This is a genomic window from Hymenobacter qilianensis (assembly GCF_014638675.1).
GTDB classification, from domain to species: Bacteria; Bacteroidota; Bacteroidia; order Cytophagales; family Hymenobacteraceae; genus Hymenobacter; species Hymenobacter qilianensis.
In genome coordinates this window covers 55,692-81,062 of the sequence record NZ_BMFN01000002.1, presented here as the reverse complement: position 1 = coordinate 81,062, position 25,371 = coordinate 55,692, and the positions used below count along the sequence as shown (strand labels likewise).

General features: G+C 53.4%; 25 protein-coding genes. 10 read left to right on the top strand and 15 right to left on the bottom strand.

The window, feature by feature from the left end; all coding sequences use genetic code 11:
• Nucleotides 1-9: 9 nt before the first annotated feature.
• From IEW06_RS08235 to IEW06_RS08225, 3 genes are all read left to right on the top strand, one after another.
• Nucleotides 10-1,968, top strand: coding sequence for an OmpA family protein (locus IEW06_RS08235; RefSeq protein ID WP_187732109.1), 1,959 nt, complete (start codon nucleotides 10-12; stop codon nucleotides 1,966-1,968).
• A 292-nt stretch (nucleotides 1,969-2,260) separates the two neighbouring features.
• The gene (locus IEW06_RS08230; protein WP_187732108.1) at nucleotides 2,261-2,629 is read left to right on the top strand and encodes a hypothetical protein; all 369 of its coding nucleotides are present in this window, start codon (nucleotides 2,261-2,263) and stop codon (nucleotides 2,627-2,629) included.
• 321 nt (nucleotides 2,630-2,950) lie between these two features.
• Nucleotides 2,951-3,310: a hypothetical protein gene (locus IEW06_RS08225; RefSeq protein ID WP_187732107.1), complete on the top strand. Its 360-nt coding sequence runs from the start codon at nucleotides 2,951-2,953 to the stop codon at nucleotides 3,308-3,310.
• Nucleotides 3,311-3,401: 91 nt separating this feature from the next.
• Here the strand turns inward: IEW06_RS08225 and IEW06_RS08220 are convergent, their stop codons facing one another.
• From IEW06_RS08220 to IEW06_RS08195, 6 genes are all read right to left on the bottom strand, one after another.
• Nucleotides 3,402-4,688 (bottom strand): citrate synthase, encoded by a 1,287-nt coding sequence (locus IEW06_RS08220; protein ID WP_133272990.1) that lies wholly within the window; start codon nucleotides 4,686-4,688, stop codon nucleotides 3,402-3,404.
• A 192-nt stretch (nucleotides 4,689-4,880) separates the two neighbouring features.
• Complete coding sequence (gene mnmE, locus IEW06_RS08215; protein WP_187732106.1) at nucleotides 4,881-6,269, bottom strand: tRNA uridine-5-carboxymethylaminomethyl(34) synthesis GTPase MnmE; 1,389 nt, start codon at nucleotides 6,267-6,269, stop codon at nucleotides 4,881-4,883.
• A gap of 63 nt (nucleotides 6,270-6,332) precedes the next feature.
• Nucleotides 6,333-6,992: a metal-dependent transcriptional regulator gene (locus tag IEW06_RS08210; protein ID WP_187732105.1), complete on the bottom strand. Its 660-nt coding sequence runs from the start codon at nucleotides 6,990-6,992 to the stop codon at nucleotides 6,333-6,335.
• A 117-nt stretch (nucleotides 6,993-7,109) separates the two neighbouring features.
• On the bottom strand, nucleotides 7,110-8,120 hold the full coding sequence (locus tag IEW06_RS08205; RefSeq protein WP_187732104.1) for a 3-oxoacyl-ACP synthase III family protein: 1,011 nt from the start codon (nucleotides 8,118-8,120) through the stop codon (nucleotides 7,110-7,112).
• Nucleotides 8,121-8,217: 97 nt separating this feature from the next.
• Nucleotides 8,218-9,378: a glycosyltransferase gene (locus IEW06_RS08200; protein ID WP_188548020.1), complete on the bottom strand. Its 1,161-nt coding sequence runs from the start codon at nucleotides 9,376-9,378 to the stop codon at nucleotides 8,218-8,220.
• On the bottom strand, nucleotides 9,378-10,247 hold the full coding sequence (locus IEW06_RS08195; RefSeq protein WP_187732101.1) for a glycerophosphodiester phosphodiesterase family protein: 870 nt from the start codon (nucleotides 10,245-10,247) through the stop codon (nucleotides 9,378-9,380). The genes IEW06_RS08200 and IEW06_RS08195 overlap by 1 nt, the downstream gene beginning before the upstream one ends.
• A 108-nt stretch (nucleotides 10,248-10,355) precedes the next feature.
• On the opposite strand from IEW06_RS08195, the gene IEW06_RS08190 reads away from it, so the two are divergent.
• The gene (locus IEW06_RS08190; protein WP_187732100.1) at nucleotides 10,356-11,174 is read left to right on the top strand and encodes a 2,3,4,5-tetrahydropyridine-2,6-dicarboxylate N-succinyltransferase; all 819 of its coding nucleotides are present in this window, start codon (nucleotides 10,356-10,358) and stop codon (nucleotides 11,172-11,174) included.
• A 213-nt stretch (nucleotides 11,175-11,387) separates the two neighbouring features.
• Nucleotides 11,388-13,988, top strand: coding sequence for a cation-translocating P-type ATPase (locus IEW06_RS08185; protein WP_188548018.1), 2,601 nt, complete (start codon nucleotides 11,388-11,390; stop codon nucleotides 13,986-13,988).
• Nucleotides 13,989-13,998: 10 nt separating this feature from the next.
• Here IEW06_RS08185 and IEW06_RS08180 read toward each other — a convergent pair whose 3' ends face one another.
• The 3 genes from IEW06_RS08180 to IEW06_RS08170 form a co-directional block, all read right to left on the bottom strand.
• Nucleotides 13,999-14,409 (bottom strand): DUF983 domain-containing protein, encoded by a 411-nt coding sequence (locus tag IEW06_RS08180; RefSeq protein ID WP_223284547.1) that lies wholly within the window; start codon nucleotides 14,407-14,409, stop codon nucleotides 13,999-14,001.
• Between the two features lie 208 nt (nucleotides 14,410-14,617).
• Nucleotides 14,618-15,157 (bottom strand): peptide-methionine (S)-S-oxide reductase MsrA, encoded by a 540-nt coding sequence (gene msrA, locus IEW06_RS08175; protein WP_187732099.1) that lies wholly within the window; start codon nucleotides 15,155-15,157, stop codon nucleotides 14,618-14,620.
• 278 nt (nucleotides 15,158-15,435) lie between these two features.
• The gene (locus IEW06_RS08170; RefSeq protein WP_187732098.1) at nucleotides 15,436-16,326 is read right to left on the bottom strand and encodes a 3-hydroxyacyl-CoA dehydrogenase family protein; all 891 of its coding nucleotides are present in this window, start codon (nucleotides 16,324-16,326) and stop codon (nucleotides 15,436-15,438) included.
• Between the two features lie 373 nt (nucleotides 16,327-16,699).
• Between IEW06_RS08170 and IEW06_RS08165 the strand changes: the two genes are divergently transcribed.
• Entirely contained in the window at nucleotides 16,700-16,861 is a 162-nt protein-coding gene (locus tag IEW06_RS08165) for a lmo0937 family membrane protein (protein WP_133272977.1), read from the top strand.
• A gap of 126 nt (nucleotides 16,862-16,987) precedes the next feature.
• Here IEW06_RS08165 and IEW06_RS08160 read toward each other — a convergent pair whose 3' ends face one another.
• Both IEW06_RS08160 and IEW06_RS08155 read right to left on the bottom strand, forming a co-directional pair.
• A complete protein-coding gene (locus tag IEW06_RS08160) occupies nucleotides 16,988-17,806 on the bottom strand; it encodes a hypothetical protein (RefSeq protein ID WP_187732097.1) in 819 nt (272 codons plus the stop codon).
• Nucleotides 17,807-17,823: 17 nt separating this feature from the next.
• Nucleotides 17,824-19,446, bottom strand: a complete 1,623-nt coding sequence (locus tag IEW06_RS08155; RefSeq protein WP_187732096.1) for an ABC-F family ATP-binding cassette domain-containing protein — start codon at nucleotides 19,444-19,446, stop codon at nucleotides 17,824-17,826.
• Nucleotides 19,447-19,804: 358 nt separating this feature from the next.
• On the opposite strand from IEW06_RS08155, the gene IEW06_RS08150 reads away from it, so the two are divergent.
• Both IEW06_RS08150 and IEW06_RS08145 read left to right on the top strand, forming a co-directional pair.
• The gene (locus tag IEW06_RS08150) at nucleotides 19,805-20,272 is read left to right on the top strand and encodes a DUF4199 domain-containing protein (RefSeq protein WP_187732095.1); all 468 of its coding nucleotides are present in this window, start codon (nucleotides 19,805-19,807) and stop codon (nucleotides 20,270-20,272) included.
• Nucleotides 20,273-20,649: 377 nt separating this feature from the next.
• Nucleotides 20,650-20,955: a hypothetical protein gene (locus tag IEW06_RS08145; protein WP_187732094.1), complete on the top strand. Its 306-nt coding sequence runs from the start codon at nucleotides 20,650-20,652 to the stop codon at nucleotides 20,953-20,955.
• Nucleotides 20,956-21,087: 132 nt separating this feature from the next.
• Here the strand turns inward: IEW06_RS08145 and IEW06_RS08140 are convergent, their stop codons facing one another.
• The 3 genes from IEW06_RS08140 to IEW06_RS08130 all read right to left on the bottom strand — a co-directional run bounded on the left by IEW06_RS08140 (nucleotide 21,088) and on the right by IEW06_RS08130 (nucleotide 22,796).
• A complete protein-coding gene (locus IEW06_RS08140) occupies nucleotides 21,088-21,489 on the bottom strand; it encodes a hypothetical protein (RefSeq protein ID WP_187732093.1) in 402 nt (133 codons plus the stop codon).
• 110 nt (nucleotides 21,490-21,599) lie between these two features.
• Nucleotides 21,600-21,917 carry a hypothetical protein gene (locus IEW06_RS08135; RefSeq protein WP_187732092.1) on the bottom strand — a complete coding sequence of 106 codons (318 nt, stop codon included), beginning with the start codon at nucleotides 21,915-21,917 and terminating at the stop codon, nucleotides 21,600-21,602.
• A 495-nt stretch (nucleotides 21,918-22,412) separates the two neighbouring features.
• Complete coding sequence (locus tag IEW06_RS08130; RefSeq protein WP_188548016.1) at nucleotides 22,413-22,796, bottom strand: hypothetical protein; 384 nt, start codon at nucleotides 22,794-22,796, stop codon at nucleotides 22,413-22,415.
• A gap of 436 nt (nucleotides 22,797-23,232) precedes the next feature.
• Here IEW06_RS08130 and IEW06_RS08125 point away from each other — a divergent pair, with 436 nt between their 5' ends.
• Nucleotides 23,233-24,000: a murein L,D-transpeptidase catalytic domain family protein gene (locus tag IEW06_RS08125; RefSeq protein ID WP_188548014.1), complete on the top strand. Its 768-nt coding sequence runs from the start codon at nucleotides 23,233-23,235 to the stop codon at nucleotides 23,998-24,000.
• Nucleotides 24,001-24,090: 90 nt separating this feature from the next.
• On the opposite strand, the gene IEW06_RS08120 is transcribed toward IEW06_RS08125, so the two are convergent.
• Nucleotides 24,091-24,285: a hypothetical protein gene (locus IEW06_RS08120; protein ID WP_187732089.1), complete on the bottom strand. Its 195-nt coding sequence runs from the start codon at nucleotides 24,283-24,285 to the stop codon at nucleotides 24,091-24,093.
• 186 nt (nucleotides 24,286-24,471) lie between these two features.
• Here IEW06_RS08120 and IEW06_RS08115 point away from each other — a divergent pair, with 186 nt between their 5' ends.
• Nucleotides 24,472-25,284, top strand: a complete 813-nt coding sequence (locus IEW06_RS08115) for a M48 family metalloprotease (protein ID WP_187732088.1) — start codon at nucleotides 24,472-24,474, stop codon at nucleotides 25,282-25,284.
• Nucleotides 25,285-25,371: the final 87 nt, after the last annotated feature.

Here is a 25,371-nt window from a genome sequence, read left to right as displayed (position 1 = left end):
CTTCTGCTTATGCGCCGTTTGCTACCTGTTTTCGTGCTGTTGATGCTGTTAGTGGGTGCTATCATTCCTACGACCGTTGCGGTGGCGCAAGCCAAACTCTCCACCACAAATACGAAGGCCCGCCACCTATTTGAGAAAGCTCAGGAACAGGCCAAAGAGCGGGATTTTACGAAAGCCCTCGAAACGCTTTCAATCCTTAATGACAAGTTTCCATCTCAGGGCGAGCCATTTGTCCTGAAAGGTTCCCTGCTCAAGGCTATGGGCGAAAACCAGGCAGCCTTCGAGGCGTACCGAGCAGGCTTGGCAAAATTGCCCCCCAGCCCCACGCGTTCCGCCGACTATTATACCCTGGGGGAACTGGCTATGACTTTTGGTGATTACCAAACAGCCTCAACTAGTTATAAGACCTACCTTAAATTGGCCCCCAAGAGCCAAAAAAACCTGGCCAGGGCCCAACGTCAGCTTAACAACTGTGACTTTGCGATAAAGGCCATGGCCAATCCGGTAGGTATGACACCGGAGCGGTTGGGCGAGCCGTTGAACACTTATAGGTTTCAGTACTTTCCGGCTCTTACTGCCGATAATCGCTTCCTGCTTTATACCATTCGGCCTACCGCTGAGGAAACGAGCGATGAGAACCTCTTTATTGCCAAGCGTAATGATGATGGGTCGTTCGGGCAGCCTGTATCTATTTCTCCGCTTATTAACACGCCTTATAACGAAGGAGCCAGCACGATTTCCGGCGATGGCAAAACGCTCGTGTTCACCTCCTGCGACCGGCCTGGCTCCGTAGGCAGCTGCGATTTGTACATCTCGCGCCGCACCGGCAACAACTGGAGCAAGCCTGTAAACCTAGGTCGCAACGTAAACTCGCCGGAGTGGGACTCGCAGCCTACGCTCTCGGCCGATGGGCGAACTTTGTACTATACCTCAACCCGCCGGGGAGGCAAAGGTCAGGAAGACATTTACGTGACTAATCTTCAGCCCGATGACACCTGGAGTGTAGCTCGGAACGTGGGAGAGCCCGTAAATACGCCCGGAAAGGATATGGCACCTTTTATACATGCCAGCGGCACTACGCTGTACTATGTTACTGATGGCCTTGTTGGTATGGGGGGCTTAGATGTGTACCGCTGTGAAATGCAAGCCCCCGGCCGTTGGAGCGAGCCCCGCAACCTGGGTTATCCGTTGAATACCTTCGAAAATGAAGCTTCCCTTTTTATTACATCCGACAACCGCCGCGGCTTTTGTTCTCGCTCCCGTGCCACAGAGCCGGGAGTAAAGCAGGAGCGCGACCGCCCGGTTGAGTTATTCGGGTTCGAAGTGCCAGCCGAAGTGCGGGCCCGCGAAACCAGCACCTACACGCAGGGCCGCGTATTCGATGCAACTACCAAAAAGCCTCTGCGGGCAGATGTACAGCTGTATGATCTGCAAACCGATGAGCTGGTGCAGTATGTAACCTCCGATAGCGAATCCGGTGACTACACTGTGGTGCTTAACGAAGGGCGCCAATACGCGATGTATGCCGTGGCAGATAAGTATCTGATGAAGAGCTTGAGCTTCGACTATACCGACAAGCGACGCTTTGATCCGCTTACTCTGGATATTTATCTGGAGCCCGTAAAGGCCGGACGTAGCATTGTGCTGAACAACTTGTTTTTCGATACCAACCAGTACAACCTCAAGCCCAAATCACGAACGGAGCTAAACCGCTTGATACAGTTTATGCGTCAGTATAAGGATATAGAAGTAGAGATTTCGGGACATACGGATGATGTAGGAGCTGACAGTGACAACATGGTTTTATCGCAAAATCGGGCAAAAGCTGTGTATAATTATTTGGTGGCAAATGAAGTGAAGGCTAGCCGGCTACGCTTTAAGGGGTATGGCGAAACGAAGCCTCTCCAACCGAACGATTCAGATATCCATCGCCAACAAAACAGACGTATAGAGTTTAGAATACTCTAAGTTTCCGGACAGAAATAGTTCAAAAATGACCCTGACTTTTATAAAAGTCAGGGTTTTTTGTGTTGCAGTATTGCTTGCTTACAGAATAATTAAATATCTGCTAATGAGATAATTAATAGATTGTAGTAAAAGTACAACAATAGAATAGTTATAAAAATTATGTTTTTTTTTAAATATTTCCATATACATTTGAGACGTGGTACTACAGTGGCCAGCCACGTATCGTAGCTGGATCACCATGTAAAACCCGCTAAATGTTCATTTTCCACTTTCACCTCATTTACCTACCATTATGAAAAAAGTATACTTTTTTGCTTGTTTAATCCTGTGCCTACAGGGAGCCTCTTCGAATGCCTCAGCAGCCGACGAATCAACAGCTATTCAAGCTCGGGCTACTACACTCACCCGCGCTATTGCCAATAAGGCACGGTTAGATGAGGGCCAGTACTTGAAAGTGAAACAGCTCAACGTAAAGATGCTCTCTGACATGGACGCCTTGAAGGTTCGCTATGCGGCCGATCCGTTGAGCTTAGATCAGAAAATGGCTGAAGTTCAGATCGAATATGATGTAGCGCTTGCCAGAGTAATGCGCTCCAATCAGTTCGCTATGTATCAGCAGTCGCGTAGTAGCATGACGGCGTTGATGAATGCTGCTGACTAATCTTGGTTTTAGACAGTTTTGCCAGCTTGAAAACAGCTTGTTATGAGTGGGCTGTTTTCAAGCTTCACTATCAAGTTTGAACATAAATCAACCGGATGGGGCAGTGTTTTCGCTGCTTCATAAACGCTAGTTATTATTAGCTAATTAATATCGTATTCGTATAAATATTAATTAAGTAAGAAAATGTGTTGATTTTAATTTAAATCGGTTTATATTTAGGTGTTCTAATAGTCAGCAGCCAAAGAGCGCTCAGCAGCATTTTGGCCCATGGCAGAATAGTCGTACTAAACCGATCTGTTTCACCTTCAAATCCCTCCTTTTATGAAAAGAATCTATACTTTGGTTTTTGTCATGATCAGCATGGCTTCAACGCTGTCTTTTACCGCGCTGGCTGACAACGGAACATCTCTGAATGCGCGGGCCACTCAGCTAACTCGTCAGATGGCTCAGAGAGTGCGCCTCGATGAAGGTCAGTATGTGAAGGTTAAGCGTTTGAACCTCCAAATGCTCGCCGAGATGGAGGAGGCCAAAACCCGCCTGTCAGCTGATCCGGCTGCTCTCGACCAGTACTTGGCTGAAGTGCAGTCGCACTATGAGTGGGACTTAGCTGCCATCCTGTGGCCTAAGCAAATGGTAGCTTACAACCAGGCTAAGACCACAATGACGGCGGTGAAGAACTAACGCTAACAGTTCTTCTTTTAAACAGTCATAAAAAAGCCCCCCAGACGATTCTGGGGGGCTTTTTTGTGAGGCTAGAATAAGTCTGGCTCAACTAGCGCTGCTCGATGCCGACATAATCGCGCTCCAGCTCGCCGGTGTAAATCTGGCGGGGGCGACCGATTGGCTCCTTGTTTTCACGCATCTCCTTCCACTGGGCAATCCAGCCGGGCAGACGGCCCATAGCAAAGAGCACGGTAAACATCTCCGTTGGGATACCGATAGCGCGGTAGATGATACCGGAATAGAAGTCAACGTTCGGATACAGCTTGCGCTCAACGAAATATGGATCGGTGAGGGCGGCTTGCTCCAGCTCCTGAGCGATTTTGAGCAGCGGATCATCAATACCCAATGCCTTGAGCACGTCATCGGCGGCTTTCTTGATGATTTTAGCGCGTGGGTCAAAGTTCTTGTACACGCGGTGGCCAAAGCCCATCAGGCGGAAGGAATCGTTCTTATCCTTGGCTTTATCCACCCACTTCTGAGTGTTGCCGCCGTCCTGCTGAATGGCCTCCAGCATCTCCATTACCTCTTGGTTGGCTCCGCCGTGCAGAGGGCCCCATAGGGCGTTCACACCGGCCGAAACAGAGCCGTATAAGCTGGCATTAGCCGAGCCTACCAGGCGCACCGTAGATGTTGAGCAGTTTTGCTCGTGGTCGGCGTGCAGGATGAGCAGTTTATTCAGCGCACTTACGACTACTGGGTTGATTTCGTACTTCTCCGTAGGGAAGGCGAACATCATGTATAGGAAGTTCGAGCAATAGTCTAGGTCGTTGCGGGGGTAGTTGAGCGGGTGACCTACCGAATTCTTATACGACCAAGCCGCAATCGTCGAGATTTTGGCAATCAGGCGAATAATATTCAGATTGGTTTCCTCAGGGCTTTGATTTGGGTCAAGGCTCTTTGGGTAAAAAGCAGTCAAGGAGCAAATCAGGCTGGACAGGATGCCCATAGGGTGGGCCGCCGACGGAAAGCCGTCGAATATCTTGCGCACGTCTTCATGCACCAGCGTGTGAGTCGTGATCTGGTGAGCAAAGTTGTCCAGCTCCGTTTGCGTCGGTAAAGAGCCGTAGATCAGCAAGTAAGCTACTTCCAGGAAGTTGGACCGCTCGGCCAGCTGCTCAATTGGATAGCCACGGTAGCGCAGGATACCTTCTTCGCCATCGAGGAAGGTAATGGCGCTCTTGGTGGCGCCGGTGTTCTTGTAGCCTGAATCGAGGGTTACATAACCCGTCTGATCACGCAGCTTGCCAATATCAAATGCTTTTTCGTTCTCGGTGCCTTCAATGACGGGTAAAGAAATGGATTTACCGTCGAGGATAAGTTCAGCAGACTCTGCCATAAGCGTGGGTTAGAGGGTGGTTGCGGGGCGAAACTAAAGAATAACTAGCAAGCCGGAAAGGATAATCGGTGTTTCAACACTATACTACAACTCGGCGACTTATGTTGTTCAGTTCAAAACAGGCAATTTGCCCCCCAGACGCGGTTTTATCCGATTCAGAGGCTTGGAACCCGAAAGCGCAGAAATAATCAGCTATTTTCCGATACAGAACTGAGTGAAAATGCTGGTCAGTAAATCATCTGAAGATATTTCGCCCGTAATCTCACCCAGCGCCGCTAGGGCCTGACGCAGATCAGCGGCCACCAACTCAGTCCCCGCGCCGGTAGCCAGTCCAACCAAAACGGCATCCAGGGCAGCATTGGTTTTTTCGAGACTGCGGGCATGTCGCAAATTAGTGACGATGGTTGACGCGCCCGTTTGGTCGAGGCCAGTGCCGCGGGCGTGGGCCAGCAGATCCGCGCGCAGCTCGTCAAGGCCTTCGCCCTTATTGGCGGCAATAAGCACGGTATTCGGCTGGTGGCTGAAAGCATGTAATTGGGCCTCGGAAGCAACGTCACGTTTATTGCCAACAGCGAGCATCGGAATTTGCCCCCCAGGGTTTAGAGCTTCAATCTCTGCTTTAACTTCGGTTGGGGTACTGGTCGTTAAATCAAACAGATAAAGCAATAGTGCCGCTTGCTTTACCCGCTGGCGAGTGCGCTCTACTCCGATAGATTCAACCTCGTCCGTTGTCTCACGCAGACCAGCCGTATCCACGAAGCGGAAGCGAATGCCTTCGATGCTGACCTCATCTTCGATCAGGTCGCGGGTGGTGCCGGCCACTGCCGATACGATGGCGCGTTCCTCATTTAGCAAGGCGTTGAGCAGGGTAGATTTGCCCGCGTTGGGCCGGCCGGCAATGACCGTGATAACCCCGTTTTTGATAACGTTGCCCAGCTCAAATGAACGAAGCAGCCGACGTACCAATGCCTGCACTTCTTCCAGCAGCGCGACCAGACCAGTGCGGTCGGCAAACTCCACGTCTTCTTCGCCGAAGTCCAACTCCAGTTCCAGCAGGGCCGCAAACTGAACCAGTCGGGCGCGCAGGTCGCGCAGTTCCCGCGAAAAGCCCCCCCGCATCTGCTGCATGGCTACCTGATGCGACAAAGCCGAGTCGGCCGCAATCAGATCAGCAACAGCCTCGGCCTGGGCCAGATCGAAGGCACCGTTCAGGAAGGCGCGCTTGGTGAACTCGCCGGCCTCGGCTAAGCGGGCGCCGCGCCGCGTGAAGGCGGCCAGTACCTGCTGCACGATGTAGTCGGAGCCGTGGCAGCTTATCTCTACCACATCCTCGCGGGTATAGGAATTTGGGCCCCGAAATAAGGAAACGACTACCTCATCAAAGATGCGGCCATCGGACTCGCGTAAGGTGCCATAGTGCAGGGTGTGGCTAGGTTGATCAGCGAGAGTTTTGCCGCGAAATAAGCCGTCGGTAAGTGAGAATGCCGCCGGTCCGGAGAGGCGAATGACTGCAATAGCCCCCGCGCCCGGCGGCGTCGACAAGGCAATGATGGTATCGGAAAGGGCGGGAGGCAGCAACATAAATGGGAGTACTGGGGGGCAAATTTACAGCGCCGGTTTCCGCAGCCTGATGCCGGATTTAACTTAGTCAGCTACGAATAAGTTGCAGCTTATCTCGTTGGATATTAGCGTTACCTTGTTGTTGTTTATTCTGATTTCCAATGAATTATCAAAGGTTACTTTATCCAGTACTTCAATTCTCGCTCCTAAGCTCAGGCCTGCTTTGTCGAGGTATTGCAGGAAGGGCACGGAAGTGTTTTTGACGGCCATAACGGTACCTTCTTCGCCGGGCTTCAAGTCTGACACGAGTCGGTGCTGCGGCCGAATAATCGCGCCGTCTTCGGCAGGGATGGGGTCACCATGCGGATCGAGTTGAGGAAAGCCTAGGAACTCGTCGAGGCGGCGCATAAGCAGCGGGGACTGCAGGTGTTCCATCTCCTCGGCCACGTCGTGCACCTCATCCCAATTGAAGCCGAGCTTATTCACCAGGAAAACTTCCCAAAGCCGGTGCTTGCGGATGGTGAGCAGCGCCACTCGCCGCCCATCGTGGGTGAGCGATACGCCACGGTAGCGCTCGTAGTGCAACAGTCCTTTTTCGCCGAGGCGGCGCAGCATATCGGTCACCGAGGCAGGGCGTGTCTGAAGCACTTCGGCGATGCGGTTGGTGCTCACCTCCACGCCGGGCTGTGCTTCCGACAGCTTATAAATGGCTTTCAAATAATTTTCCTCGGTGTGACTGGGCACTTTGATTTAATTAGTAATGAGCAATTAGTAATTAATAATGAGCATCAGCCAACAGTGACTTTCCCGCTGATTGCTCATTACTAATTGTTAATTGTTAATTGTTAATTGAAAACCAGCTTACCAGCGAATCAGGGCGGAGGCCCAGGTAAAGCCGCTTCCGAAAGCAGCCAGGCACACCAGGTCGCCGCGCTTGATTTTGCCTTCGCCTACGGCCTCGCTCAAAGCAATAGGCACCGAAGCGGCGGTAGTGTTGCCGTAGCGCTGAATATTGCTGTACACTTTGCTATCGGGCAGCTGCATTTTCTGCTGCACAAACTGCGTGATGCGCAGGTTGGCCTGGTGCGGAATCAGCATGTCGATGTCCTGAGGCTGGTAGCCATTCTGAGCCAGAGCTTCGCCGATAACCTGCGGGAAGCGCACGACGGCGTGCTTAAACACGTTGGTGCCGTTCATATAAGGATACATCTCCTCCTGATTTTCCATGGCCACCCGAACGCGGTCTTCGCGGTTCGAGCCGGGCTCTTTCACGATGAGCTCCTCGGCAAATTCGCCCTGGGCATGCAGGTGAGTGCTCAGAATTCCGTGGCCCTCGCGCGTGCAGGGGCGCAGCACTACCGCGCCGGCGCCATCACCGAAAATGACCGATACGGCCCGCCCACGGGTGCTTTTATCCAGACCGGAGGAATGGATTTCGGAGCCGACCACTAGCACGGTATCATACATGCCGGTGCGAATGAACTGGTCGCCGACCGAAAGCGCATAGACGAAGCCGGAACACTGATTGCGCACGTCGAGCGCTGGAATATTGTCCTTGATGCCCAATTCGCGCTGCAAAAGCACGCCGGAGCCGGGGAAAATATAGTCGGGGGAGAGGGTGGCGAAAATGATGAGCTGCACGTCGTCGGGCTGAAGGCCGGCCTGCTCAAGGGCGCGGCGGGAGGCCTGAGCACCCATGTTAGCGGTAGTGTCTTTGCCTTCCTCGAACCAACGGCGCTCCTTGATGCCCGTACGCTCCTGAATCCAGGCGTCGGTGGTATCCATGAGTTGTTCAAGGTCAGCGTTCATTACCACACGATCGGGTACGTAGTGGCCGACGCCGGCAATTTCGGTTTGGCGGAGGGTGCTCATAGAAAGGGGGATTTTGGGCGAGGAACGGAGAAAAAGGGGCCGAAGTTAGAAAAAATAGGTCCCGGTTCCATAAACGGGGCGCAAAGGTCAGCAGTTACTAAATAGAATCTATCACCCGATTTAGTTTATGGGCTTCGCTATTCCAAAATACTTCGGTCGGAATGCCATTCGGATAAAACTGATGACCGGCCAGAGCACCACACGCCGCAGCCACGGTAGCCGCAGTCAGCCGATCAAAATCGAGTACTAAGCCGGCGTGGTGCTTACTCACCAACTCTTCCCAGAGCGGATTGGGCGGAATCAGAACGGGCAGCCCATGGGCCAGATACTCAAACAACTTGGTTGGGCGGCAGCGCCAGGTGCTGGCATGGGGGCGGTAAGGAAGCAGCCCTATGTGGCTTTGGCGGATAGCATCCACAATTTGCTCGTGGGGCACCAGCGTTTCGCCGCCAATCAGCGTTACTACGTTGTTGCTGGCAGCCATAGCATTATGCAGGCGGCGCAGCAGATCCGGCTGCTGGCAAAACCCGATAATCGTAAGCCGGACCTGGGGCCAGACGGCTTGCAACAAACGTGTCAGCTCCAAGGCTTCAAATACGCCATTCAGCTCGGAAATAGTGCCCGAGTACAGCAGGCGCAGCTCCTGACCGGGCTGGGGTAGGGCCTGGGGGGCAAATTCGGCTCGCTCGTGTTGGTCAGGCTGGTATTTGTTTTCGAGAATGAAGGTGCGCTCTGACTTGCCAAATGGCAGCTCATCGGCGTAGCTGCGCTCCGCCAGCACAACGGCGGCAGCTTGCCTAGCGGCCCAGGTTTCTACCCGGCGTACGAGGCCGGCCAACGTATTGCGGATCCAGGCTGGATATACGGCCTGCGTTTGGATGTTGAGAGCGTAATTTTCGCGCACATCATAGATAAAATGCCCCCCAGACGTTGTTTTTTGCCACAATAAAGTAAGCGGCAGCAGCTCCGGGGCGTGCACAAAAACAAGATCGGGGTGGAGGCGGCGCAGGAGCTGCCAGTAGCGCCATTGCGCTCCCAGCCGCTGCCAGCTCAGGCGCGAACCAGCCAGCAACTCGTGGGTTTGCAGGTTGTGGGGGGCATTTTTGGGAGTAGATGCCCGTCGGCCCGCCACGTGCACCACCACGTTGGGGCGGGCCAGTAGGGTACGAGCAAACTTGCCCAGCATTCGGGTGTCGTTCAGCGGCTTAAGTACCGATGCCAGCAGCACCACCCGGCCGCTTGAGGTAGGAGTGGGCATCAGCGCAGCGCCTGGGCAGCTTCGAGGGGGCGGTCGGTGGCCAGAATGTCGGCGCCGGCCTGCACGAAGGTGCGATAGTGCTCGTCGCCGCGCGCCTCGGCCTGCTTGTCGAGGTTGCCCAAGACGCCCAGAATGCAGGCAATTCCTTTGGTATGCAAAAACTGATACAGGGCCGGATCGGGCTCGGCGGTACCTACGAAGGCTATCATGTTCTGGTCGGGCACACCGGCCGCACGGAGCCGCTCGTAGTCTTCCTGGCCTCCAATGGACACGGAAATCATAAGCTGAGGATCGAGCCGATGCACCGTGGCCGCATCAGGGGCATTGTAAGTAATAACGGCCGCATAGCTGGCCGCGTCGGTGCGATGAATCATGTCTACTACTTTGGCAAAGGGCACTCCGCGCTTCACATCCAGGGTGAACAGGCATTTGTCTTTGCCCCAACGCAGAGCCTGCTCGAGGGTAGGAATGCGGAAGTTGGTAGGGGTGCCGAAGTTGTCCTCCAGCCGGTATTCCTGGCATTCGGCCCACGTTTTATTGATGAGCGGACCGGTGCCGGTGGTCGTGCGGTCCAGGGTTTTATCGTGTAGCAGCACCAGCACACTGTCGCGGGTCAGGTCGATATCGCACTCAATGATAGTGGATATCTGGCTGGTGAGATAAGCGAAAGATTCCACCGCATTTTCGGGGTAGCCGGGGTAGTTGCCGCCGCCTCGGTGGGCGCTCACCCGCGCCGGCAGGCCCGGCCGGTACCGAAAGGCCTGCGGGGTTTCGGTCGGGGTGAAGCGACCGGCAAAGGTGTCGGCTTTGGGCTGACAGCCAGCCAGCAGCGCACTAATACCGAAAACAAACAGGCTGATTTTTTTCATGATCTGTAGTAGAGGAGCTCTAAACGCAGGGAATGTTTACTTTCCTGAACGTCGAACTACTGCCCAAATATGTAGTTTTACCGGCTAGAATTCATCTTCTCTACTTTCATGACCGACCTGCAAAGTACCATCGAAGCCGCCTGGGACAACCGCGACCTGCTACGCGAATCTACCACCACCGACGCCATTCACACCGTAATCGAAGAGCTGGATAAAGGCCGCCTGCGCGTGGCCCAGCCCACCACCGACGGCCAGTGGCAGGTAAACGACTGGGTGAAAAAAGCCGTCATCCTGTATTTTCCCATTCAGCAGATGGAAACCCTGGAGCTGAAGCCCTTCGAGTACCGCGACAAAATGCGCCTCAAAACCGGCTACGAAGCCCAGGGCGTACGCGTAGTGCCGCCCGCCACGGCTCGCTACGGCAGCTTTTTGGCCCCCGGCGTTATCCTGATGCCCAGCTACGTGAACATTGGCGCCTGGGTAGGCGAGGGCACCATGGTGGACACATGGGCGACGGTGGGTTCCTGCGCCCAGGTGGGCGCACACGTGCATTTGAGTGGCGGTGTGGGTCTGGGGGGCGTTTTGGAGCCCGTACAGGCGGCGCCCGTTATCATTGAAGATGGCGCTTTTATCGGCTCGCGCAGCATTCTGGTGGAAGGCTGCCACATCGGCAAGGAAGCCGTAATCGGTGCGGGGGTTACCATTACCGGCAGCACCAAAATTATCGACATAACCGGCTCCGAGCCCAAAGAGTACCGCGGCCACGTGCCGGCGCGCTCGGTGGTTATTCCGGGCTCTTATGCCAAGCAGTTTCCGGCCGGTGAGTTTCATGTGCCCTGCGCCCTGATTATCGGTCAGCGCAAGCCGAGCACGGATTTGAAAACCTCCCTGAATGACGCCCTCCGCGAGCACAACGTAGCTGTTTAGCTTATTACAACTAGCTTTCTTCCGTAGTGAAGAAGGCACAAAGCCCGCCTTTGGCTTGATTTACAGCGCTGTAAATCAAGCCAAAGGCGGGTTTTGTGCTTTATATCAAAGCTGCCAATGATTTACGTCAGAGACAGGAAGAGTCGGATGCCGTAACTTTCTTGCCGGCTGCTTACTCACGGCAGTACTCAGCTGATTCTTAAGAATTTGCTTATGCTGGCTCCGCTCCAAACTGCTTCCGCTACCAAAGCGCCCCGGTCCGAAATCATACCTGAAGGGTTGAGTGCCGACGAGGTGCTTTTTCAAAGACAGCGCTTCGGGCAAAACGTGATGGCACCAGCCACTCGCCACCGATTTTGGGGCATTGTGCGGGGCATTGCAACCGAGCCGATGTTTGTGCTGCTGGTCGTTACGGCGGGCATTTACCTCATTATTGGCAGCTATTCCGAAGCCTACGTTCTGCTGGCAGCCACCGCAATTGTGGCGGGCATCTCCCTGTATCAGGAGGCCCGCAGCGACCGGGCTTTGCTTGCTTTGCAACAGCTGGCGCAGCCGCTGGCGCGCGTGCGCCGGGCCGGGCAGGACGTAGCGCTACCCGCCGCCGAGCTTGTGGTCGGCGATATACTGCTGGTGGCGGAAGGTGAGCAGGTGGGGGCCGATGGCGTATTGCTGGAAGCCCATGACCTGGAAGCCGACGAGTCGTTTTTGACGGGAGAGTCGTTGGCGGTGAGCAAAGCGGCCGCCGGTGAGCAGCAGCTGTTTGCGGGCTCGTCGGTGGTTGGCGGCACGGGCGTCGTACAGATAACGGCAGTGGGCAGCCAGACCCGGCTTGGCCTTATTGGGGGGCTAATTTCACAGGTGAAAACGCCGCCCACACCGCTTCAGCAGCAGGTGCGCTCCTTCGTGCGCCGCATGGCGATGGTGGGCGGCGTTGCTTTTATAGTTGTGTGGGCCTACAACTGGTGGGAATCGGGCAGCCTAGCGCATGGGCTGTTGCATGGGCTAACGATTGCTATGGCCGTGTTGCCGGAGGAAATTCCGGTGGCGCTGTCGTCTTTTATGGCCTTGGGCGCGTGGCGGCTAATGCAGCAGCGCCTGCTCACCAAGCAGCCGCAAACGGTAGAAACGCTGGGTTCGGCCACCGTTATCTGCGTCGATAAAACCGGAACGCTCACCCAGAATCGAATGGCGCTGAGCCAGCTTTACTGCCCGGGCCAGACAGGGCCAATCCCTTTTGAGGAGCAAAAAGAGCTTCCGGCGCCGCTGTCTGACTTACTGGCAACCGCAATGTGGGCCAGCGAGCCTTCGCCCTTCGATCCGATGGAGCAGGCATTGCATCGGGCCTATACCCAAACAACTTCCCGCGACCAGCGCCCGGCTTACCGCATGGTGCACGAGTATCCGCTGGGAGAAAAGCCCCCCATGATGACGCATATATTTGCGCATGCCGATGGCCGCCTGATCGTTGCCTGCAAGGGCGCACCCGAAGGTATTATTGCCCGGTGCCAGCTGCCCGAAGCGGAGAAGGCTCAGGCGTTGGCAGCGCTTACGCAGCTGGCGGCGGCGGGCCTGCGGGTGCTGGGGGTAGCCCGCTGCACGGATATCCCTGAGGTGTATCCGGCCTCTCAGGAAGATTTTGCCTGGGAATTTAAGGGCCTGGTTGCTTTCACTGATCCACCGAAGCCGACAGCAGCGGCCGTGCTCCGCCAGCTTTACGAAGCAGGCCTACAGGTGAAAATGATAACCGGTGATAATGCCCTGACTGCTGAGGCCATAGCCCAACAGGTCGGACTTCGACATAAAGAGCCTGTGCTAACCGGAGCTGAAGTAATGGCGCTGGAACCTGCGGCCTTGGAACAGCAGGTAGGAAAGGTCGATTTGTATGCCCGCATGTTTCCTGAAGCCAAGCTGCGCGTGATCGAAGCGCTAAAAGCAAATGGCCAAGTGGTGGCAATGACTGGCGACGGGGTCAACGATGGGCCAGCTCTCAAGGCGGCCCACATTGGGGTAGCCATGGGCCACCGCGGCACCGAGCTGGCCCGGCAAGCCGCCGATCTGGTGTTGCTGGATGATGATCTGGGTGGAATGGTTACGGCCATCAGCTACGGCCGCCGGATTTATGACAATCTGAAAAAGGCAGTGCAGTACATCATCGCCATCCATATTCCGCTGATTCTCACGGTGCTGGTGCCTTCCTTGCTGGCGTGGCAGTATCCGGTGCTGCTGGGGCCGGTGCACGTCATCTTTCTGGAGCTTATCATGGGACCCACCTGCTCCATTATTTTCGAGAATGAGCCGATGGAAGCCGATACCATGCAGCGCCCGCCCCGGCCCGCCACGACTACTTTTCTGCAACTTGGGGAGCTGGGCGGCAGCCTTTTGCAGGGCCTTATAATTGCCGCAGGAGTGCTGGGTGTGGCCGCTTACGCCCTGATGCAGGGCTATTCCGAGCCGCTGACCCGCACCCTCACCTTTACCACCCTGGTGCTGGCCAATGTGCTGCTCACGCTCGTCAGCCGCTCGCGCCACCACACGCTGCGCCGCTCGCTGCATTATCATAATCCGCTTCTGCCTGCTATGCTGGCCCTCACGCTGGTATTGTTGGCGCTTTGCCTCACGGTGCCTGCTCTTCAGCAACTGTTTCAGCTACAATCGCTTACCTGGCTGCAATTAGTAACATGCGCCGGCGTTGCGGCTCTGAGCACGGGCTGGTTTGAGGTTTATAAAGCACTTAGAAGCCCTGAGAGCAAGGGTATGACTAATGAGCCGCAACAAACCACACCCACCGACCACCCGGCAACTGCGAATAAATGAGTAACTGGCTTTAGTCGTTTGAAGCAGGGAATGGGCGCTTAGCCCTCTCGGGGTCGTAGTGGGTGCCGCCGAAGAAGTACAGCATCACGGCGCGGGAGTAGCGCAGCAGCACAGGCGTAAACAGCAGCACAGCAATAGACACCGTCACAATGTACACCCACGTATCCGGGTCGCCGAAAAAGTTGTAGAGCAGCACCCCAACCATAATCACAATGCCCGTTGAGAAGGCGTAGCTGATGTACATGGCGCCCCAGTAAAAACCGGTTTCGGGCTCGTATTGCAGCCCGCAGACCGGGCAGCTGGCGGGCATGTCCGTGAACTTGCTCAGGTTGAAAGCCGAGTGCGTAAAAAGGTTGCCCCGATGACAGCGCGGACATTTTTGGGCCAGCAAGGCTAGGAGGGCTGAGTCGTTGGCGGCCATATTGGGAGTAGAAATCAGGTGAAAAAGAGGCGGTAGACCAACGCCCGCCAAGTGAAACCGAATGTAAGGCTAACCCCGGAATTGGTGGTGCAGCGCCCGGTTATCAGTTGGTAGGCTTAAAATAATAGTTTTTTGTCGTGTTGGCCTAAAAAAGCCCCCCCAGAACTGTTCTGGGGGGCTTTTTTGTTCAGTGCTGAAAACGCGCTCTTTAAGCAGTTGCTTTTTTGAGCTTTTCGCCAAATACCGCTTTCACCTTGTCTACTTTCGGCTTCACTACAAACTGGCAGTAAGGCTGGCTGCCGTTCAGGTTAAAGTAGTTCTGGTGGTAGTCTTCGGCCCGATAAAACGTGCCTAAAGGCAGAATTTCCGTCACGATGGGCTTGGGGAAAGCGTGGGCATCGTTGAGCTTCTGTTTGTACTCCTCAGCCAAGCGCTTTTGCTCCTCGTTGTGGTAATAAATGCCGGAGCGGTACTGGTCGCCTACGTCGTTGCCCTGGCGGTTGAGGGTCGTCGGGTCGTGGGTTTTCCAGAATACTTCGAGCAGCTCTTCAAACGTTATCTTCTGCGGATCGAAGGTGATTTGCGTTACCTCGTTATGACCCGTCAGGCCGCTGCAAACTTCTTTGTAGGTCGGGTTGGCAATGCGTCCGCCGGTGTAGCCCGACACGACTTTCTCCACGCCTTCCAGGTTCTGAAAAACGGCCTCTACGCACCAGAAGCAGCCGGCGCCAAATGTTGCTTGTTCCATTATCAAGGGTTGGTCTAGGTTAAGTACTGACGGTTATTTAGCAATGAAGGCCCAATTGCCATCAGCAGATTTGTTCTACGCTAAAAAGGGAATCCGGGCCCGAAAAGTTTAAAACCCTACCTGTCACCTCTAAAGAACAACTCAGCGGCTTCTGCGGGAACTGTCGTTCAACGAAATTAGCCCGCAGAGGGCCCTGAAGGTTAGCGCAGAAGCCGCTGAGTTTAGGCGCAGAAAAAGCCCCCCAGGCACTTTCTGGGGGGCTTTTTTACAACAAAAACTTATTTCTGAAACCGAGAAGCTACCACAAGGTCCTTGCTGCCCGGTGTGTGCGTGTAGAAGCCTTCGCCCGATTTTACGCCCAGGCGGCCGGCCATTACCATATTCACCAGCAGCGGACACGGAGCGTATTTAGGATTACCCAGACCATCGTGCAGTACCCGCAGAATAGCAAGGCACACATCAAGGCCAATAAAGTCGGCAAGCTGCAAAGGGCCCATGGGGTGGGCCATACCTAGTTTCATTACCGTGTCGATTTCCTCCACACCGGCCACGCCCTCAAACAGGCTATAGATAGCTTCATTGATCATGGGCATCAGAATGCGGTTGGCCACGAAGCCAGGGTAATCATTGACTTCCGTGGGTGTTTTGCCGAGCTGGCGCGAAATGTCCATCACCTGCTGGGTCACGGCATCGGAGGTGGCGTACCCGCGAATGACTTCCACGAGCTTCATTACCGGCACCGGATTCATAAAGTGCATCCCGATTACCTGCTCGGCACGCTTGGTGACGGCGGCAATGCGCGTAATGGAAATGGAAGAGGTGTTCGAAGCCAGAATGGCTCCCTCGGGCGCGTACAGGTCGAGGTCGCGGAAAATTTGCAGCTTCAAATCCACGTTTTCAGTGGCCGCTTCCACCACAAGCTGGGCGTTGGTGACACCTTCAGCAATGCTGGTGTGAGTAGTGATGCGGCTTAAAGTGGCCGTTTTATCGTCTTCGCTGAGGCTGCCTTTGGCTACCTGGCGGTCCAGATTTTTGCCAATCGTACCTAAAGCTTTATCCAGAGCGGGCTGCGAAATATCAATAAGGGTAACGGGAAATCCGTGCTGGGCAAAAACGTGGGCAATGCCATTGCCCATAGTGCCCGAGCCAATAACGGCGACGTGGAGCATACGAAAGAGAAGTGGGTGGGAAGATGGATGTGCAAGCCAATAGGCCGACGCGCAAAACTAATCTGAAATGCAGCCAGCCCCAACTGTAAGCGCTAATGGTCAGCCTAGAGAATACTATTCGCTACCTAATAAGTCAATTAAGTACAATCTGAAAAAAATAAACCGAACTAATAAATGCGCATTACAGCCTGTGAGGGCGCTTTTAGTTGATATTTAAGTGTCCTAATAAATTAATTGCGCTATTGAGATATATCTTTTTTGAAAAGCGGCGCGTACAAAACCGCAAATCGCTTGCTAATTGGTTTCCTAACCACAATCAACTAGCTTCCGATGAATTTGTTTTTCCCTCACCCTACACCTCAACCCTAATACCATGGGAAATCTCCTGTACATCATTGCCGTCATCCTCGTTATTATTTGGCTGCTCGGCTTCCTGGGCTTCAATAGCTTTGGCTTAGGCAACTTGATTCACATTTTGCTAGTCATTGCCATCATCGCTGTAGTATTGCGTTTGGTTCGGGGCGGCACAGTTTAAATGCCCCTACGTGAGTAGCTGTTAGGTGCTGCTCAGCTTGATAAGTATCTAAAAACAAAAAGAGCCGCTGTTCCAGATGGAACAGCGGCTCTTTTGCGTTCAAGCCCCGCTGGGGGGCTTTTTAGCTTACTTCAGGTCGAACAGGAAGCTGAAACGAATAACAGGCTGACCATAGATATCGTCGAGGCCGTCGTTGAAGTTGTAGAGCACTACAATATCGGCGGCAGCCCGGTCGCTGAAGCGGCTGCGGTAGCCAACGCCTGCCAGCGGTGTATTCACGGTTATTTTGCCGGTCGAAATAACGCCCGTATTCTGGTCCTGAAATAGCACTTCCGCACGTGTTACTTCATATTCACCGTGCACAAAAAAGTCTTTGTAGAAGATGAACTGAGCAAAGCCCTTCAACCCAATATTATTGGTTTGATAGCTTGAAGGCGTGCCCGGAGCCCGAAACTGAGCCGGAATAGAGTAGTTGTTGAAAGCATACGATATGCCCGGGCCCACCGCAAATCGCTCATTGATACGGTAGCCAATAGCGGGCGCTATGCTGGCGCTGAACTGGCTGCCGTAAGCTGAGCTGCCATTGTAGCCGAGGCCAAAGTTGGCGTACAAAAAGTACTTACGTAGTGGCTTCGGCTGCTCCGAAGCCCGGCTACCTTCCGGAAACTCCAACCCCGATGGGCTGTCCGGGTTGGGGCGAGTCTGAGTAGGCAAGGGCTGATCTACGGGTGGCGGGGCCGGTACGGGTACGCTGGGGCGCGCCTCGTACTCTTTCTGTGGAGCAGGCGTGGGCGTAGTAGGTACCGGTGCGGCTGGAGGAGCCGTATTCAACTGCGGCTTGGCCGGAGCAGGCCGGGCCGTAGTGTCAGTTTGGGCCAAAGCAGCGGCCGGAGCCATAAACAGGGCGGCCCCAGCCAGGGCCCACGGGAGCAAGGTGCGTTTCATAGATAGCTACAACGAGCTTAAGACACAAGTTGGTACATACGTTGGCGTTGAGCCTTAATGGTCTCGTCGGCCAGGTATTCTTCGTAGCTCATACGCCGGTCGATGATGCCGTCGGGCGTAAGCTCGATAATGCGATTGGCAATCGTTTCAATAAACTGTAAGTCGTGGGATACGAACATCATCGAGCCGGTATAATCACGCAGGCTGTTGTTGAGCGCCGTAATGCTTTCCAGATCGAGGTGGTTCGTTGGGTCGTCGAGCACGAGTACGTTGCCGCTCTCCAACATCATTTTGGACAACATGCAGCGCACCTTTTCGCCCCCGCTTAGCACGTTCGACTTCTTCAGCGACTCTTCACCCGAGAACAGCATGCGGCCCAAAAAGCCGCGAATAAAGCTCTCATCCTTCTCCGTAGAGTACTGACGCAGCCAATCCACCAGGTTCAGGTCGGTATCGAAGAACTCGTGGTTTTCGCGCGGAAAGTAGGATGGCGTAATGGTGGTGCCCCATTTGAAGTTGCCCGTGTCCGGCCGGATCTGCTCGAACAGGATATCAAATAGGAGGGAAGGCGCGCGGTCGTCGCGGCTGATGATGGCTACTTTATCCTTTTTATCCAGCGAGAAGGTAACGTTGCGGAATACCGTTTGGCCGTCCACCTTTTTGCTCAGATTCTCTACCGTTAGCAACTGGTTGCCGGCCTCACGATCCGCTTTGAAAGCGATATACGGATAGCGACGCGAGCTAGGCTTAATGTCTTCCAGCGTCAGCTTTTGCAGCAGCTTCTGGCGCGACGTAGCTTGCTTGCTTTTGCTGGCGTTGGCCGAGAAGCGACGCACGAACTCTTCGAGCTCTTTGCGCTTGTCGTCGGTCTTCTTGTTGGCATCCTGCTTCTGCTTCATCACCAGCTGGGAGCTTTCGTACCAGAAGGAGTAGTTGCCGGGAAACATCGTGAGTTTCGAGAAATCCAGATCGGCCATGTAGTTACACACGGCATCGAGGAAGTGGCGGTCGTGGCTGACCACAATCACTGTATTCTGAAACGAGTCGAGGAAGTTTTCCAGCCACAGCACCGTTTCGGCATCCAGGCCGTTGGTAGGCTCGTCAAGCAGCAGCACATCGGGGTTACCGAATAAGGCTTGGGCCAGCAGCACCCGCACTTTGTCGGAGCCGCCGAGGTCGGCCATCATTGTATAGTGCTTGTCTTCGCCAATACCCAGGCCCGACAGCAATTCAGCCGCTTCGTACTCAGCATTCCAGCCTTCTAGGTCAGCAAATTCGCCTTCCAGCTGCGCAGCCCGTTCGCCATCAGCGTCTGTGAAGTCGGCCTTGGCATAGAGTGCGTCTTTCTCCTCCATTACCTTCCACAGGCGCGTGTGGCCCATGATAACGGTTTGGAGAACGGGGTATTGGTCGTAAGCAAACTGATCCTGGCGCAGCACTGAGAGGCGGGCGCCGGCAGGCATGTTCACCGAGCCCGTGTTAGGCTCAATTTCGCCCGATAATATCTTTAGAAACGTGGATTTGCCGGCTCCATTCGCTCCAATGAGGCCATACACGTTGCCGGGCATGAACTTAATGGTAACATCTTCAAACAATATGCGCTTACCGTAGCGCAGACTTACATTGGAGGTACTAATCATAGAGGTGTAGATGCTGAAAACGAAAAATCGTTGGTGCCAACCTTGGAATAAGGACAATTCGGCGCGCAAAAGTACGCAAAATGCCCCGCGCACGTGCTGTCCGGATTACCTTATAAGGTAAATTAGACAATCAGGTGAAGACAGCGGACTGCTCATACTCAATAATTTGGCTCGAAAAAAAGCCCCTTGCGGTGCCAGAAACCAAAAAAATATATGGCTTGCACAACATCCCACCGGGTAAAAGAGTATAAAAAGCAAATGGAAATGCTAATCTTAGGCGACTGACTAACAGTTATCGTTGCCCTGGCAGTTCCTCTACATCACTGATTCACCTTTTCACATTTTCCCCTTTACCTGTATGGGTGCGTTTCGACTAACCGCTGAAAACAATGGAGTTCGCGTAGGCCTGATCACGGGCGTTGCGATGATGGCTTACTTCCTGATCGCCAATCTGCTGGGCTTTGTTCGCATCGAATACAGCTTCCTGAATGCCGGTATTCTGGCCATAGGTGCCTGCGTGGCAATTGCGCGCCTCAAGCGTGAGAAAGGCGACAAGCTGCCGTATTTACAGGGTTTTGGTACGGGCATCGTAACTGCGCTCGTGGCCTCCGTCGCTTTCGGTTTGTTCTTTATTATCTATTCCTCCATTAATCGCGATTTTATGGAGCAGACGCAGGCGCAAGATCTGTTTGGCTTTGACTTATCGGTTACCATTGCCTTCCTCGCCATTGTATTGCAAGGTGCAATGGGCGGCATGATTGTCTCGCTCATCGCCATGCAGTACTTTAAAAGCCCTGATCATAAGCCCATGAAGGGAATTGAATAATAGATGCCTATACAAAAAGGCACATAAAAAAGCCCCTCAGAACTATTCTGGGGGGCTTTTTCTGTCTGACCGTAGCTGGTTGTAAAGAATAAATAACTGGTTCTGGTAAGCTCATTTGGACTCAGCAAACAAAAAATTGCAAATCTTTTGTTTGTTATACTAATGGCATATATATTTGTACTATAAGTAAGAGGGGATAAACAAAACCTTTTTATTATCCACTCGTTACAGCGTTAGTTTTCAGGATAAGCTTACCATTCATGACTCCTTCACTTTTTATGAAATCAATACTTTTACTCGCACTTATTTTAGGTTGTTTTTGCGGTACTGCCACCGCCCAAAAGCGTGACGTTTATGCAGAGCGTCCGGGCAGCCTGATGCCTTCTTTAACTCGCGTCGATGATCTTACGCGTGGTATGAGCAGCAACCTTCGCCTGAATGAAGATCAGTACATCCGGTTACGCTCCGTCAATCAGATTAAGCTTGCCCGTCTGGATGAGATTGAGTACGAATACACGGATGCTGAGCAGCGCCGTCAGAAAGCCGCTGAGCTGGAGGCGCAATACGAAGCTGAGTGTAGCCGCATTCTAACTCCCACTCAGTTAAGTGTCTTCCGCGCTGAGCAAAACCAACAGCCCGATCAACCCAATAAAAACGATTCCAACGAAGGCGGATTAGGCTAAACAGCTTTAACTATTTATTGAACAAGATATTTTCAACCACAAAAAAGCCCCCCGGAAACATCTCCGGGGGGCTTTTTTGTGGTTGGTTTTCCGCTTATTGCCTTGCTGCCATAAATATCCTTTCACGGTATTCTATGATGCCGGCACTGCTAAGGGACGTTCATACAAAACCTCTGTTACTACTCCCAAGGGGCCGAAGCGTAAGGTAAGCTTATTGGCCGAGGAACGCTGATGGCTTGGCTCGCACTGCGTACCGGGCTCCACATAATAGAAGTAAGTTTTCTCCGTCTGAGCGCTCAGTTCTTCCTCATCGGGGCGGCCGAGTAAGTTGTCAATGCTGGCGATGCGCGCGCCATAGAGCTGGTCGCGGTAGCGATTCAGAGCGGGCAGCTGCGCGGCTCGCTTATTTTGGCAGGCGTAGGGGTCGCTGCGCCATGCCGCATCATCAAACCCTTCTATTTTGGGCAACGCATGCCCACAGGCAGTCAGCAGAAAGGTAGCCGCTCCGGCTGCAAAAAATCGAAATAGGTGCATATACTGCCAAGCGCCAAGATAAGGCAATAGGTCGGCCGTTGACGGACTGGGTTTTCGACGCTAAGCCGCTAAGCTACTTGTTTGAAACCGGTCGAAAGAAAATTAGTTGCTTAGAATAAGTCAGTGGGCGGGGCAGACGGCTTAAAATCCGAAATAGCTTTCTCCTGCTCCCAATACTCAAACTGATCGGCAGTAAGGCGAGCCGCCATAAACTCGCGTAGATAGATACCACGCCGCTCCAGACAAAAAAGCTGAAACTGCGGAAGCAGACAGGTCATATCCAGACCTTGCTGTTTGTATCGGCGACGGTTGTCTGCGTCCAGCGTATCGAGCCAGTCGTTAAAGTCAGTTTCAGTAGGATAAAGCTCACGGGCCTGTCGGTAATAGGCAGCCGTAGCACGCGCGATTAAGTGCGGCAAGGAAGACATGAATAAGAGAAATGCAAAGGCGGAAGCAGGGAGCGGGGCGAGGTACTGGTAAGCGTAATCGTAAGCGAATGGGGGCCAGATGGAGGGGTCAGAAGTAAGAAATAATTGAAGCTGATCAGTAGGCTGGAAATAACTTGCCGTCTAATCTGCTGAAATTACACCCTAATTCTGCTCAAATGCTACTTCTAAAGGTCAGAGAGTTAGTTTTGATGCGAAAGAAAACCAATATGCAAGTATCTATTTGCTTTATTGTTGCTTAGCAAAAGACAATTTAACGCCTAAATTTAAGGATAATTTCTACATAAACAACAAGCAGACCATCTTATACGTGACGCCGCTTTAAAATGTAATTCTTTAAGTCAGATTACATTCTGCTAATAGGTTTCGCTTATAATTCTTATTGATGCTTTCAAGCATACAATAGGGTAAAAGCTCTAAGTATAAAACCTGATTGGTGGCTTGATAAGGCAAGATTAAACTATGCTGCGTGTTCTTCTAAGCGCTACGGTTGCAGTAAGTATCAAACACGCGTCCCATTTCCCAGCTGTAACAAGCTTTTTGTATTAATTGCCGACCACGCTGCTGCAAGGTTACCATCGTATCATAAAGTTTTTCGGTCGCGGGCGCTAATGCTCGGGTATGGCGCGTAAGCAGCGTGATCTGCTGGCCGTTGGTGTAATAAAGCGTCAACTCAGCACCTTCCAGAGGTTGGGGCACTCGAACACTGAGCGTAGCTGGTGGCTGGCGCGAAGTGAAAAGCAGGAACAATGTCAGACGAGCCAACAGCTGCTGCTGAATCTGGGGTGAAATTTCAGCCGCATGCATCAGCGGCCGCAACTCACAGTGCAGTTGTTTCGATAAAATGCTAAACGTTGTCATAAGAGGCTGTATGACAAGAGTAAATCATGAACCCGCTTACTCAAGCGAATCAGATGCAGTAGGTGGGAGGGGCGGAGGGTAAGAGAATTTTATAACGCGAAAGCAACTATATTGTATAATACAGTGAAAAAAATAGAATGTTTCATTGTATTTCATTAATTTTTGTAGTAGCAATTTGTGCCTTAAATGGTAATCAGTCATGCTTAAATGCGAGTTGACGACTTCCGGATACTGAAATCAAACACGATTTTCTGCTATTCAGGTAATTGAGTATCAGCAGGCACAAAGCGATTTTTGAGTTCTTTAGGCAATAATTAATGCATCATGCTGTTAGGGTTGAAGGGCCCGACTTTTGCGTAAGCCCTGTTTTACCCTATTTCCGCAACACAAGTTCCAGCCGATAATGCGTACACCGACTGCCTTCGCTTGCCTTTCCTTGAGTCTTTTATCCCTTTTTTGCCCCCCAGAAGCCGTTCCTGCCGCGAAACCTAACTCAGCTGCCGATAACGCCCCGGAATCGGTTTTGAGCGAAAATCGGCGGGCTACTTACTTGGCGGCTTTTGAGCAGCATACGCTGCATACGTACGCTTTGGCGGGCCTCCCTGCCTCCGGACTTCCCCTTGATGTGTATCGGCAGGCGCTGATGGGCTATTACCAGCTTCAAAAGCGCGGCTTGGCAAATCCTTCCAAAAATACCCTTACTATCATCGATTTCAACCGCTCTAGTCGTCTTAAGCGTCTGTGGGTCATTGATTTGCAGAAATCACGGGTGGTGCATCATACACTGGTTGCCCACGGCATAAACACGGGTCAGGAGTTTGCGCAGGCTTTTTCCAATCGGGTAGGTTCGGAGATGAGCAGCCTGGGCTTTTACGTAACGAGCCACACCTACACCGGTAAGCACGGCTTGTCGCTGCGTCTGCGCGGCGTGGACCCGAGCTATAATACGAATGCGGCCAGCCGGGCCGTGGTAGTGCACGGAGCTGAATATGTGTGTGAGGAATTTGTGCAGCGGCACGGGCGTCTGGGGCGCAGCCAGGGCTGCCCCGCCCTGCCGATGAAGGAAAGCAGCGCTATCATCCGAACCATAAAAGATGGCACTGTACTGTTTGCGCACGCACCTTCCGGCGTCCGCTACGATTCCGACTGGCTCGAGCTAGATCCGGCTCTACAGGCTTTTGCCCAGGTGAAAGGCCTGAACTAGCAAAGAATGCAAGCCATAAAAAAAAGCCCCCCAGAACTGCTCTGGGGGGCTTTTTTTGTGAAGTGTTACTTTCCGAAAGTAGAATTTCGGCTAGGCCCTGTCGCTGGTGGTTTTGACCAGGTTGATGCCCGCGAAGAAGAAAATAAGGCCCACAATGAAGGGCACCAGGCTATTGATTTTGCTGAGATTTATGCCAGCTATTCCTAAAAAGCCAAGGGCGGCGTAAATAATGCCGATGATACCTAGGATGGTGAGGATGGCGCCGAAGGTGCGTTTTTGATTCAAGGAAGAGGGAGATTAGAAGGTACAAGAGGACAACAGGAACCGGTTGCGGACCAGTTTTGCGCCTGATACGCTAATCGTGGCAAATAGGGTGCCTCACTGCAAGCAACCCTACTGCGGAGTGCGCGTTAGAAGCCCGTCGGCCCACTTTGAAGCCGCCTTTTCCCTCCCTTAATTCTCCCTACTACCATGAGAGGAAGCCTTCGTTATTTGATTGCCCTGGCCGTCGCAGCCTTTTCTTTTGTGACCTATTACTGTAACCGCCAGACGAACCCCGTGACCGGTGAGGTGCAGCACGTAAACATGACCACTGAGCAGGAAATTGCGCTCGGGTTACAGGCTGCTCCCCAAATGGCCCAGCAATACGGTGGTCTGCACCCCGATCAGCAGGCTAGCGCTGCCATAAAGCGCATTGGCGCCACGCTGGTGCAGTCGTCCAAGGCCGACCAGTCGCCCTACAAATTCGATTTTCATCTGCTGGCCGATGAGCAGACTATCAATGCGTTTGCCTTGCCCGGCGGGCAGGTATTTATCACGGCCGGATTGCTGAAAAACATGAAGACGGAAGGGCAAGTGGCCGGCGTGCTGGCCCACGAGATTGGCCACGTTATCGGCCGCCATTCGGCTGAGCAGTTAGCTAAATCGCAGCTGACGCAAGGCTTGGCCGGTGCCGCCACCATCGCCGCCTACGACCCCGACAGCCCCGGCAGCTCTATTGGCAAAGCGGCCGTAGCGGCGGCTATTGCCAAGGTGGTGTCCTTGCGCTTCGGACGTGAAGATGAGCTCGAATCGGACCGCCTGGCCGTGCAATACACCGCCGACGCCGGCTACGACCCCCGCGCTATGATTCAGGTAATGCAGATTCTGGCGCAGGCTGGTGGCCAGAGCCGCGGCCCTGAGTTTATGAGCACGCACCCCGACCCGGGCAACCGCGTGGGCGTGCTGGAGACGGAAATCGCGGAGCGCTTCCCCGGTGGCGTGCCCAGCGGACTGAAGCAGTAATTGCCTGATCCTGAACAGGAGAGGAGAACTAAGGTGGAGTTCAGGAAACTCATTATCCGCCTTCGTTCTCCTCTTTTTTATTCTTAA

Bases quoted from the DNA above. Each gene is read 5' to 3' on its own strand.
- IEW06_RS08235 (WP_187732109.1), top strand. From the start codon at position 10: ATGCGCCGTTTGCTACCTGTTTTCGTGCTGTTGATGCTGTTAGTGGGT.
- IEW06_RS08230 (WP_187732108.1), top strand. From the start codon at position 2,261: ATGAAAAAAGTATACTTTTTTGCTTGTTTAATCCTGTGCCTACAGGGA.
- IEW06_RS08225 (WP_187732107.1), top strand. From the start codon at position 2,951: ATGAAAAGAATCTATACTTTGGTTTTTGTCATGATCAGCATGGCTTCA.
- IEW06_RS08220 (WP_133272990.1), bottom strand. From the start codon at position 4,688: ATGGCAGAGTCTGCTGAACTTATCCTCGACGGTAAATCCATTTCTTTA.
- mnmE (WP_187732106.1), bottom strand. From the start codon at position 6,269: ATGTTGCTGCCTCCCGCCCTTTCCGATACCATCATTGCCTTGTCGACG.
- IEW06_RS08205 (WP_187732104.1), bottom strand. From the start codon at position 8,120: ATGAGCACCCTCCGCCAAACCGAAATTGCCGGCGTCGGCCACTACGTA.
- IEW06_RS08200 (WP_188548020.1), bottom strand. From the start codon at position 9,378: ATGCCCACTCCTACCTCAAGCGGCCGGGTGGTGCTGCTGGCATCGGTA.
- IEW06_RS08195 (WP_187732101.1), bottom strand. From the start codon at position 10,247: ATGAAAAAAATCAGCCTGTTTGTTTTCGGTATTAGTGCGCTGCTGGCT.
- IEW06_RS08190 (WP_187732100.1), top strand. From the start codon at position 10,356: ATGACCGACCTGCAAAGTACCATCGAAGCCGCCTGGGACAACCGCGAC.
- IEW06_RS08185 (WP_188548018.1), top strand. From the start codon at position 11,388: ATGCTGGCTCCGCTCCAAACTGCTTCCGCTACCAAAGCGCCCCGGTCC.
- IEW06_RS08180 (WP_223284547.1), bottom strand. From the start codon at position 14,409: ATGGCCGCCAACGACTCAGCCCTCCTAGCCTTGCTGGCCCAAAAATGT.
- msrA (WP_187732099.1), bottom strand. From the start codon at position 15,157: ATGGAACAAGCAACATTTGGCGCCGGCTGCTTCTGGTGCGTAGAGGCC.
- IEW06_RS08170 (WP_187732098.1), bottom strand. From the start codon at position 16,326: ATGCTCCACGTCGCCGTTATTGGCTCGGGCACTATGGGCAATGGCATT.
- IEW06_RS08165 (WP_133272977.1), top strand. From the start codon at position 16,700: ATGGGAAATCTCCTGTACATCATTGCCGTCATCCTCGTTATTATTTGG.
- IEW06_RS08160 (WP_187732097.1), bottom strand. From the start codon at position 17,806: ATGAAACGCACCTTGCTCCCGTGGGCCCTGGCTGGGGCCGCCCTGTTT.
- IEW06_RS08155 (WP_187732096.1), bottom strand. From the start codon at position 19,446: ATGATTAGTACCTCCAATGTAAGTCTGCGCTACGGTAAGCGCATATTG.
- IEW06_RS08150 (WP_187732095.1), top strand. From the start codon at position 19,805: ATGGGTGCGTTTCGACTAACCGCTGAAAACAATGGAGTTCGCGTAGGC.
- IEW06_RS08145 (WP_187732094.1), top strand. From the start codon at position 20,650: ATGCCTTCTTTAACTCGCGTCGATGATCTTACGCGTGGTATGAGCAGC.
- IEW06_RS08140 (WP_187732093.1), bottom strand. From the start codon at position 21,489: ATGCACCTATTTCGATTTTTTGCAGCCGGAGCGGCTACCTTTCTGCTG.
- IEW06_RS08135 (WP_187732092.1), bottom strand. From the start codon at position 21,917: ATGTCTTCCTTGCCGCACTTAATCGCGCGTGCTACGGCTGCCTATTAC.
- IEW06_RS08130 (WP_188548016.1), bottom strand. From the start codon at position 22,796: ATGACAACGTTTAGCATTTTATCGAAACAACTGCACTGTGAGTTGCGG.
- IEW06_RS08115 (WP_187732088.1), top strand. From the start codon at position 24,472: ATGAGAGGAAGCCTTCGTTATTTGATTGCCCTGGCCGTCGCAGCCTTT.